The 11,234-nt window shown below is 32.3% G+C and carries 11 protein-coding genes and 1 tRNA gene; 5 read left to right on the forward strand and 7 right to left on the reverse strand.

From position 1 onward, the window contains the following. Window positions 1-8 precede the first annotated feature (8 nt). From CXF54_RS07680 to CXF54_RS07700, 5 genes are all read left to right on the forward strand, one after another. Window positions 9-368, forward strand: a complete 360-nt coding sequence (locus CXF54_RS07680; protein ID WP_101203097.1) for a MauE/DoxX family redox-associated membrane protein — start codon at window positions 9-11, stop codon at window positions 366-368. Between the two features lie 3 nt (window positions 369-371). Beyond that, window positions 372-965 carry an alpha-ketoglutarate-dependent dioxygenase AlkB family protein gene (locus tag CXF54_RS07685; RefSeq protein WP_101203098.1) on the forward strand — a complete coding sequence of 198 codons (594 nt, stop codon included), beginning with the start codon at window positions 372-374 and terminating at the stop codon, window positions 963-965. 400 nt (window positions 966-1,365) lie between these two features. Further along, the gene (locus CXF54_RS07690; RefSeq protein WP_101203099.1) at window positions 1,366-2,289 is read left to right on the forward strand and encodes an alpha/beta hydrolase; all 924 of its coding nucleotides are present in this window, start codon (window positions 1,366-1,368) and stop codon (window positions 2,287-2,289) included. Between the two features lie 611 nt (window positions 2,290-2,900). After that, entirely contained in the window at window positions 2,901-4,208 is a 1,308-nt protein-coding gene (locus CXF54_RS07695; RefSeq protein WP_090838984.1) for a DUF819 domain-containing protein, read from the forward strand. A gap of 51 nt (window positions 4,209-4,259) precedes the next feature. Beyond that, entirely contained in the window at window positions 4,260-4,958 is a 699-nt protein-coding gene (locus CXF54_RS07700) for a DUF4369 domain-containing protein (RefSeq protein ID WP_101203100.1), read from the forward strand. Window positions 4,959-5,078: 120 nt separating this feature from the next. On the opposite strand, the gene CXF54_RS07705 is transcribed toward CXF54_RS07700, so the two are convergent. The 7 genes from CXF54_RS07705 to CXF54_RS07735 form a co-directional block, all read right to left on the reverse strand. Further along, a tRNA-Thr gene (locus CXF54_RS07705) sits at window positions 5,079-5,152 on the reverse strand. A 58-nt stretch (window positions 5,153-5,210) separates the two neighbouring features. After that, entirely contained in the window at window positions 5,211-5,480 is a 270-nt protein-coding gene (locus tag CXF54_RS07710; RefSeq protein WP_090838980.1) for a hypothetical protein, read from the reverse strand. Window positions 5,481-5,574: 94 nt separating this feature from the next. Continuing rightward, complete coding sequence (locus CXF54_RS07715; RefSeq protein WP_090838978.1) at window positions 5,575-5,985, reverse strand: 6-pyruvoyl trahydropterin synthase family protein; 411 nt, start codon at window positions 5,983-5,985, stop codon at window positions 5,575-5,577. After that, window positions 5,966-6,505: an isopentenyl-diphosphate Delta-isomerase gene (gene idi, locus CXF54_RS07720; RefSeq protein WP_101203101.1), complete on the reverse strand. Its 540-nt coding sequence runs from the start codon at window positions 6,503-6,505 to the stop codon at window positions 5,966-5,968. The genes CXF54_RS07715 and idi overlap by 20 nt, the downstream gene beginning before the upstream one ends. Before the next feature lie 122 nt (window positions 6,506-6,627). Then, window positions 6,628-8,541 (reverse strand): OmpA family protein, encoded by a 1,914-nt coding sequence (locus CXF54_RS07725; RefSeq protein WP_101203102.1) that lies wholly within the window; start codon window positions 8,539-8,541, stop codon window positions 6,628-6,630. A 23-nt stretch (window positions 8,542-8,564) separates the two neighbouring features. Further along, window positions 8,565-9,500, reverse strand: coding sequence for a type IX secretion system membrane protein PorP/SprF (locus CXF54_RS07730; RefSeq protein ID WP_090838972.1), 936 nt, complete (start codon window positions 9,498-9,500; stop codon window positions 8,565-8,567). Window positions 9,501-9,572: 72 nt separating this feature from the next. Further along, window positions 9,573-11,234: gliding motility-associated C-terminal domain-containing protein (locus CXF54_RS07735; RefSeq protein WP_101203103.1), on the reverse strand; the 1,662-nt coding region annotated here is incomplete at its 5' end.

An 11,234-nucleotide genomic window follows, 5' to 3' on the forward strand; every position in this document is an offset into this window, starting at 1 on the left:
CACTAACTATGACTTATCCTTGGCATCTTTATATAATGTCTGTAATGTATTTACTTGCCGGAATTATGCATTTTATTAAACCCAAAATGTATATACGTATTATGCCAAGCTACTTACCAAACCATAAATTACTAGTTTATTTAAGTGGAATAGTAGAAGTGTTACTAGCCATAACCATTTGTATTCCAAGCTTAAAAACCATTTCTATTTATGGTATAATTACTATGCTTACAGTGTTTTTAATGGTTCATTTTTATATGTTATCTAGTAAAAAAGCTTCCGCTGGAATACCAAAATGGGCGCTATTACTCCGTATTCCTTTACAATTTGGATTAATGTATTGGGCGTTTTACTACTTAAAATTTTAGTCTATGTTATTTTCTGAAGAAATAAAACTTAATTTGCCCGATGCTGACATTAGTTACTTTCCTGGTTTTTTAGATTTACAAGATGCGGACAACTATTTTGATCGTTTTTTAAAAACTATTCCTTGGCAACAAGATGATATTACTGTTTTTGGAAAAACACATCCACAACCTAGACTTACTGCCTTGTTTGCTAGCAATAACAAACCCTATCGTTACTCAAATATTACCATGCAACCGCACGGCTTTACTTCCGCTTTAAGCGAAATAAAAAAACTTATAGAGCAACAAGCTGAAACCGTTTTTACAACATGTTTAGCAAATTTATATCGAGATGGTCAAGACAGTAATGGTTGGCATGCCGATAACGAAAAAGAATTGGGGATTAACCCGATTATAGCTTCTGTAACTTTAGGAGCACCACGTTATTTTAATTTAAAACATAAAGACAACCCTAAATTAAAACACAAACTATTACTAGAGCATGGTAGCTTATTACTTATGAAAGGTGAAACACAACACCATTGGCTGCATCAAATTGCCAAAACAAAAAGAGTTATAAAACCTAGAATCAATTTAACCTTTAGAGTTATAAAATAGATTGCTTTAGTACAGATTTAAATTTTCAATTTTATAATACGCTTAAATAACTATTAAAAACAAAAAAGCCAAGGTCCCTCAACCTTGGCTTTTTGCTATTTGACATTTTACATTAGTTTAAAATAAACTTAATAATGCAAATAATAATTAATTAATCCATTGAACTAAAAAGTATGTAATTTCTAGTACACTACAAACATAAAACTTATTCACGTATTTCACGTTTAAAAACAATATAAATCGATGAAACGCATTAAATTTTAACATTTACCGATTAACTAGTGTTTTTAATCGATTAAAAACACGTTTCAAAATAATAACATTCGGTTTTTTATGCCAATAATTAGATGTAAATTTGAGTATGGCATTTTATTTGTCTTAGTAGATCAAAACGCTTTATATGAAATTACACATCTTAATACTACTTGCAATAACTTCATTTTTTGCTAACGCACAAGATGCCACGCCTATTAGTCAAGATATTGCTATAAACCAGCATATTAACGGGACACTTTTAAAGCCAAATACACCAGCTAGTACACTGGCTATAATTATTGGTGGATCAGGACCAACGGATAAAGATGGTAATCAAAATTTTCAGAAAACAAATAATATAAAAAAACTTGCTACACATTTAGCAAACCAAAATATTACAACCTTTAGATATGACAAAAGGATTGTTAAACAAATACGCAATAAGACCGTAGCTAATAATATTATGTTTGATGACTTTGTGGCAGATGCATCAGCCGTAATGACCTACTTTAAGAGTAAAAATAATTATAAGCATATCTATATTATTGGTCACGACCAAGGTAGTTTAATTGGGATGTTAGCTGCTAAAGATGCTGCCGATGGTTTTATATCCATAGCAGGAACTGCTTTAAGTATTGATCAACTAATTACAGAACAAGTAGAAAAAACAGCACCGCAATTTACGGCGGATACCAAAAGAATTTTCAAACTTTTAAAAGCAGGAAAAACAACAACGGATTATCCTGTTGCTCTATCTTCTATTTTTAATATTGAAACGCAACGTTTTATTATGAATTGGATGCAATACAATCCAACAGAAATTTTAAGTACTTTGGAGATTCCTATTTTGATTACAAATGGCACAAAAGATTTACAAGTAAGTGAAGCCGAAGCTAAACTATTACATGATGCTGCACCTACATCAGAATTGAAGATTATACCAAACATGAATCACGTTTTAGTTACTATATCTGGTGGTGATCTAGAAAATTCAAAATCTTACAACGAGTCACAAAGACCTCTATCTCCAGAGTTACTAAACTGTATTACTACGTTTATAAATCATTAATTTACAATTAGTACTAATAGAAAAAGCATCCTTAAAAAGGATGCTTTTTCATACTAACCAACCAAAAATATGATAATTACAACTCGTTTCGTTTAGGTAACCACACCTAAGTGAAAGTCTACATATATAATTACTATTACAGTAATGCAATTGTCATGCCATTTCTAGTTACAACAAACAACGTATTGTTAAAGCTTTACTAAATGTATTATATAGAAAAAGCATCCTAAAAAGGATGCTTTTTCATACTAACCAACCAATGTAATTATTACTCGTTTCTGTCTAGGTAACCACACCTAATGAAAGTCAACATATATAACTACAACTCTAATAATACAACAGTCGTGCCAATAACAACTAACTAACATTTAGGATTGTTAAAGATTTACTAAAATAATTAAATAGAAAAAGCACTCTAAAAAGAGTGCTTTTTCATACTAACCAACCAATGTAATCATTACTCGTTTCTGTTTAGGTAACCACACCTAGTGTAAGAAAGTCATCATATTTGATTACAACTTGTATAATACAAATGCTGTGCCAAACTTTATTTTATGAGCTTTAAATAACCATTTTATTTGATTATTTTGCGTTAATAATATACCAACACTATGAGTGAACCATTATTTACAAACGACACCGTTGTTTTCGGGGTACTAATGCTTGCATTAGGTTTGATTTTTTACACAGAATCTTTAAAAGGAGGCTTCTGGGAAAAATTTTATAAAATTGTACCAGGACTATTTATGGCCTATATGCTACCCGCAATACTAACAACCATTGGTTTAATAGCTCCCGAATGGGAAACTACTACAAATACCGGTACTGTTGTAGCGCATAAAACAAACTTATATTTTGTTGCCAGTCGTTATCTATTACCTGCTGCTTTAGTACTTATGACACTAAGTATTGATCTAAAAGCAGTATTTAATTTAGGTTGGAAAGCCCTGATTATGTTTTTTACAGGAACTGTAGGTATTATTATTGGAGGTCCAATAGCAATATTGCTAATATCTGCCATTTCGCCAGAGACTGTTGGAGGCGTAGGACCTGATGCTGTATGGAGAGGATTATCAACTTTAGCCGGAAGTTGGATTGGTGGAGGCGCTAACCAAACCGCAATGCTAGAAATTTACGGTTATAATCAAGCAGAGTATGGTAAAATGGTTTTTGTTGATATAGTTGTGGCTAATGTTTGGATGGCCATACTATTAATAGGAATAGGAAAACGCGCTAAAATAAACAAATGGTTAAAAGCTGACACATCGTCTATTGAAGCTTTAAAAGAAAAAATGTCCAAGTTTACGGAAAGTGTAAAACGCAACCCAACAGTTACCGACCTTATGTTACTAGCTGCAATTGCTTTTGGAACAGTAAGTTTTGCTCATTTTAGTGCTGATAACATAGCTCCTTTTTTTGGAAGAATAATATCCGAGATCGAGTCTACAACGATAAAAAACACATTTACATTTTTAGATAGTACGTTTTTCTGGATGATAAGTATAGCAACAATTGTTGCTATTTTACTATCGTTTACAAAAGCTAAAAATTACGAAGGTGCAGGCGCAAGTAAATTTGGAAGCGTATTTATTTACATACTAGTTGCTACTATTGGAATGAAAATTGACATCAGCTCTATATTTGACAATGTAGGCTTAATAGCTATTGGGTTTGTATGGATGACTATCCATGCCTTACTATTGATAGGTATTGCTAAACTTATAAAAGCGCCTTATTTCTTTTTAGCAGTAGGTAGTCAAGCTAATGTTGGTGGTGCAGCCTCTGCTCCTATTGTTGCTTCCGCCTTCCATCCATCACTAGCCACTGTTGGCGTATTGTTAGCTGTATTTGGATACGCTGTTGGTACTTTAGCCGCAATTGGTTGTACAATTTTAATGCAATTAGCCTCGGGCGGTTAGTATTATTGTATTTTTTAATTGATATTTGCCAACGTTAAAAACAAATTTTAGATGAAAAAAATTATTGCATTATTACTATTAGTTTCTATATTTTCTTGTGGGAATGACACTGACAAATTAACCGTAACCGGAACTGTCAAAGGATTAAAAAAAGGTACAATCTATTTAAAGAAGGTTCAAGATACTGTTTTAGTTACTATGGATTCCATAATAATAAATGGTACCTCCGACTTTAAGCTAGTTTCAGACATTACAGAGCCAGAAATGTTTTACTTATACCTAAATAAAAACACAAAAGAAGATGATCGTATCTCGTTTTTTGGAGACAAAGGGTTGACTACAATACAAACATCATTAGATAACTTTGCTTATGATGCTAAAATAAAAGGCTCAAAGCAACATGAAACTTTAGAGGAATACTTATCTATGATCAGTAAGTTTAACGATAAAAATTTAGACCTTACTAAAGCGTTGTTTGATGCTGCAAAGGATAATGATACCATTACACTTAAAAAGACAGAAACTGCTTTAAAAACCTTTACAAAAAGAAAATATTTATATACTGCCAATTTTGCTGTTTCGCATAACGATAGTGAAGTAGCACCTTATTTAGCGCTTTCAGAAATATATGATGCTAATGTCAAATACTTAGATACAATCAATAGTGTATTGTCTCCTAAAGTAAAAGCATCAAAATATGGTAAAGAATTAAATCAATACATCCTAGATATTAAAAAATCAGAACAGTAGATTGCCAATTTACACTTATAAAAAAAACCATTTAATAAATTAAATGGTTTTTTTTATGCCTTGAGTTAAAGCTTCAATTATAGGCAAAAAAAAAGCTTCTCAAATTGAGAAGCTTTTTAGAGCCGATGGAGGGACTCGAACCCACGACCTGCTGATTACAAATCAGCTGCTCTAGCCAGCTGAGCTACATCGGCAAAAGAGTTGGCAAATATAATACTAACTATTACATTGACAAACTTTTTTTCAAATAAATTATCCTAATTTATTTATTCTTTCAATCAACGCACGTCCTTTAACCTCAAGGTCAGACTTAATAGCGTTAAAATGAGCCTTCTTATTTTCTTCAACTTTTGTGTTTAATTTAGAAATAAGATCGTCAAATGTCTCAATAGCATCATCTATAATTGCTTCACTTTTAGAATTGTCCTTATCAGTGTTTGAATATTCCCAAACGTATACTGCTTCAATAATATCTCCTAAAACGTAATTAATGTCTTTTTTTAGGTCTCTTTTATTTGCCATAACTTTTTAATTTAATTAGCTGCAAAGCTACATATAAAGTTCGAAATTAAAACTATTTATATGCATTTTAAAGCCTTTATTTATATTAGATAGATTATTTACCAGAATAACTAACAAAGTTTCTTGGTGTTTCGTACAACGTGACCTCTAGCTCTAAGTTAGATTTAAGTTTTGCCTTTATTTTATTATAGATAACCACAGCTATATTTTCTGCTGTTGGGTTTAAATCTTTAAACTCCGGTACATCTAAATTTAAATTTTTATGATCAAAAGCATCTTCGACTTCAGCCTTAATAATATCCTTTAAAATCTTGACATCTATAACAAACCCTGTTTCTTGATCTATTGCTCCAGTAACACTAGCTATCAATTCGTAATTATGACCATGATAGTTTGGGTTATTACATTTCCCGAAGATCTCGTTATTTTTTTCAAAAGACCAATCTTTACGATACAATCTATGCGCTGAATTAAAATGTGCTTTTCTACTTACTGTTACTCTCATGATTGATATTTATAAATTCATAAAACTTATCAAATATTATTTTAAACCAAGCCGTATATAGTTCTGGTTGATTAATAATATCCGACTTAACGTCTTCTAATGGCATCCATTTCCAAGCCTCTACTTCTTCTTTATTAATGTTTGGGTCTTCTTGATAATACCCAACCATGACATGGTCTAATTCGTGCTCTGTTAAACCGTTATCAAAGGGTGCTTTGTATATAAAAGATGTTTTCTCTTCTAGTGTGGTTGCAAACCCCATTTCTTCCATTAAGCGTCTAGTACCAGCTTGTATATTACTTTCTCCTTCTCTTTGATGACTGCAACATGTATTAGTCCATAATCCTGGAGAGTGGTATTTACTTAATGCTCTTTGTTGTAACATTAATTCGTTTTGATCATTAAATACAAATACTGAAAATGCTCTATGAAGCAGCGCTTTTTCATGTGCTTCCATTTTAGGCATCAATCCTATTTGCTCATCAAACTCATTTACTAAAATTACGTTTTCTTCTTTCATTAATTATAATTAATACACAAAGTTAATACTTAGATAATTGAAAAATTTATTTTAAGTAGAATTTAATAAAAAAAGCACCTCTAAAAGAGGTGCTTTTTTACTATGATAAATAAACTTAAATACTATCTGTTGATAATAATAAAGTTACTTCTTCTATTCCAATCATGTTCGTCTTCGGTACATTTTACACCGTTACTACATCTGTTTACTAACATTGTTTCTCCATAACCTCTACCTTCTAATCTATCAGCAGCAATACCACCTTCCTGGATTATGTATTGTTTAGTTGAAACGTTTCTTCTGTTAGATAATGCCCAGTTGTAATCATCTGTTGCTCTTGAATCTGTATGAGACTGAACATCGATTCTTACTGAAGGATATTTTCTCATGTAATTAATTACTTTCCATAATTCAACTTCAGCATCTGGTCTAATGTTAGACTTGTCAAAATCAAAGTATATTGGATTTAAATCTAACACTTCTACTAAGTCCATACCAACTTCTGCAGGTTTTGTAGTTTCGGGTGTTAAGTTAAGTTTTAAAACCACATCCTCTTTCTTCTTAGGATTAACTAAGAATGTTTGATCCGCTTGAATATAACCATCTTTAGATGCTATGATATTATACTTTTGTTTGTTACATGGTCCTTCATAACTGAATGCCCCATTTTGATCAGAAGTTAAGTTTTGTACTTCAACTCCTTTTTCGTTTATAACTACGACACTTGCGTAAGGTATAATAACGTTAGTCAATTTGTTTACTGTTGTACCAGAAATTAATTGCGTACAGAATGTTCTAGTAAACTTGTAAATATCATCATCACCTTTTCCGTTATATCTATTAGATGTTAAGTATCCTGTGTTAGAAAACTCGTCAATAATAAACTCAAAATCATCTCTAGAACTATTTAATGGCTTCCCTAAGTTTACTACTTCATGATTAACATCATCAAGCTTAGTCATAAAAATATCTAAACCTCCTAAACCTTGGTGTCCATCAGAAGAAAAGTAAAGTGTTCCATTATTACTTATGTACGGAAAATTTTCTCTACCCTCTGTATTAATATCCCCACCTAAATTAACAGGCTCTCCATAAGTACCATCTTCTAAAATATCAACATAATAGATATCAGACTTACCGTGAGTTCCAGGCATATCACTAGCAAAATATAATTTAGTCTCATCTAAACTTAGTGCTGGGTGAGCTACGTTATATTGATTGTTATTAAAAGGCATACTAACTAAATTAGTCCATGCACCATGAATAAATTCAGCTTTAAATATTTTTAAACCATTAACTTTTTCATCACTCTTTTTAACTTTACCCTGAAAGTAATTATTTCTTGTAAAGTAAATTGTATTTCCATCTTGAGTGAATGACGTAGAAGACTCATGAAACTTTGTATTTAACTTAGGAGAAAAAACCTTTACATCATCAGTTTCGTTAACTGAATAATACAAATCTAAAAATGGTTGTTCATTCCATTTGTATAATTTACCTTCTCCTCTTGATGAAGCGAAAACAATTCCATCTTTATAAAAAGAAGTACCAAAATCAGAAAAACGAGAGTTTATATCTAAATTTTCTAATTCGAAATCTCCTGAAAGCGCTTCAATAGCTTCTAAATAATTAGGTGATTTAGAAAATAATATTGCTCTAGAATCTTCTGGCTTATACGTAGCAAACTTTCTCATGTTTACGTTAGCATTCTCGTAGTCTCCAATTGCTTTTAAACTCATTGCATATCTGTAGTAATACTCATATTCTACAACTGCATCTAATTTAAATAACTCTCCGTACCATTTAGAGGCATCCTCCATCTGAGTATTGAAATAATAAGAGTTAGCTAACTTTTTGTAAACTTCTGGTGTTTTATTTCCTTTCTCTACTAGTTTCAACAATTCCTTAGTTGTTTCTATGTAAGAAAGCTTATCGTACTTTTTATCTGTACTAGAAGAGATACCATCATCTTGTGCAAATGAAAAGGTAAATGTTAGTAGAATGATTAAAGTAGAAAGTATATATTTATTTTTCATAATCTATATTGTCTATATATATATTAAAAGAATCTTGGTGATAAAATCTTAGTAAGATCTCTTGGTTCAAATCTTAAAAACACTTCAAAAGAACCTGAATTAAATTGTGTTTGCCCTAAATCTGTAACCTCTCTATCATATCCAAACCCTAGCATTAAACTATCCGAAACTTGGTATCCTAAAAGTCCACTTAATGCAGCAGACCAACGGTATGCTAAACCAACAGTAAATTTCTCTTTATATAATGCGTTTACAGTTAAATCTGCTTGTAATGGTGCTCCTGTAACAGCTTTCATTAAAAATGCTGGCTTTAATTTTAAATCTGTATTAATATCAAATACATAACCTCCAATTAAATAAGCATTCATTCTTTCTGTCGCTTGAGATAAAGACGCTTCATCAAAATGCTTTGTTTCTAATAAATTAGGAACAGATAAACCTAAATACCACTTATCTGCACTACGGTAATATATACCAGCACCAACATTTGGCGAAAATTTGTTTTCAATATCCGTTTGTAATAATGGATCCCCAGCATTATATTGATTTAATTCAGAATACTTAACATCTAACAAGTGACCACCGGCTTTTAAACCTAAAGATAATCTTCCTTTATCCGATGTATTAATAGTATATGAAAAGTCGACATCAACATAAGTTTCTTGTGTTGGTCCTATTCTGTCATTTACAACAGATAAACCTAAACCTACTTTACCATCTTCTCCTCCAATTGGTGAATGGATATTGAAAGTACCAGTATCTGGGGCTCCGTCTAATCCAACCCATTGCGTACGGTATAACAATAACGCACTTAAACCATCTCTAGACCCTGCGTAAGCCGGGTTTACACTCATAGTATTATACATATACTGAGTAAACTGAGCATCTTGCTGGGCAGAAACATCTATAAAGCTAAAAGCACTTATAAGAGTTACTAAAATTAAAATTTTATTTTTCATTATAAATAGGGTATAATTATTCTTTAATTAGAGATAGCCGTTTGAAAGGCTATCTCTTTTTTTTATTAATTATTATCGTTGGATATATAAGTATCCAGCTCTTGATTTAGTTTCACCAGACTTATTATACTCAATAGTATAGAAGTAAGTTCCTACTGGTAATTGCTCATCAACTTGAACATTTACTCTACCATTAGACTCTCCTTTAAAGAAGTTTCCATTTTGAGCGTATCCTGACGTTTCATATACAATAACTCCCCATCTGTTATAAATCTTAACAGTATTTTCAGGGTAAAGTTCAATGTTTCTAATAATAAACACATCGTTTTCACCATCTCCGTTAGGCGTAACCGCATTAAATATTTCAAGATCATCTTCAGAAGGCGCTGCATTGTTTACATCTAAGTAATCTGGTAAACCATCACCATCACTATCTACTGCATCATCACCGAATCCGATACCATCTTCATTAGGGTCTGGATACTCATCTGGAGTTAAAATTCCATCATTATCATCATCCGTATCTAAGTAATCTGGAATACCATCTCCGTCTGTATCATCGTTAGTTGGATCATCATCTCCCGTAGGATCTATATCACCATCAGAATCATCAGTATCAGCATAATCTTCGTTAATAGTATCTACACCATCATTATCATCATCAGTATCCATCCAGTTAGGTATACCATCTCCATCTGTATCTCCTAAAGGAAATTCTTCACCGTTTGGTACATTATCCATATCACAATCTCCTGCTAACCATTCCATAGATTGAGGAACTGTAGTACTTGATGTAATAAAGTCACATGGGTTTTGAGGATCAGTACTATCTTCTAATTCTGTTCCGTTAACTACACCATCTCCATCACAATCAATTGCTTCCCAAGCTGCAGATACTATTGAAATATCTTGACTTGTTGCTAAGTAATCACAAGGATCTAATGCATCTGTTCCATCTATTTCTTCTTGACCATTACTTACTCCATCACCATCACAATCCGCATCAAGGAATACTGAATCTTGAGTTAAAGTAATACTTCCTAATAAATAATTACAAGGATCATTAGGATCTGTTAAGTCTAAAGCTTCTTGTCCGTCAATTACTCCATCTCCGTCTGTATCAGGATCTGTAGGATCAGTCGTGTTTCCTGCTGGATCAGCTGGTGTAGATGGATCATCTACTCCTGTAACTTCTTCAACATCTAATAAACCATCCATATCACAATCTGCTCCAGAATCAATAGTCAATGTAACACTTGCTACTAAATAGTCACATGCATCATTAGGATCTGTTCCATCTAAAGCTTCTTGTCCATCTGTTACTCCGTCTCCGTCTGTATCTGGATCTATAGGGTCAGTTGTGTTTCCTGCTGGATCAGCTGGTGTAGATGGATCATCTACTCCTGTAAGCTCTTCCGCATCTGTTAATCCGTCCATATCACAATCTGCTCCTGAATCAATAGTCAATGTAATACTTGCTACTACATAGTCACATGAGTCGTTAGGATCTGTTCCATCCAATGCTTCTTGTCCATCTGTTACTCCATCTCCATCTGTATCAGGATCTGTAGGATCAGTTGTGTTTCCTGCTGGATCAGCTGGTGTAGATGGATCATCTACTCCTGTAATCTCTTCAACATCTAATAAACCATCCATATCACAATCTATTGCTGCCGTGATTACTTCTGTAATATCTGCTACGTTATACTCACAAGCATCATTTGGATTTGTTCC

This window comes from Olleya sp. 1-3, from assembly GCF_002836085.1.
In the GTDB taxonomy this organism is placed as follows: Bacteria; Bacteroidota; Bacteroidia; order Flavobacteriales; family Flavobacteriaceae; genus Olleya; species Olleya namhaensis.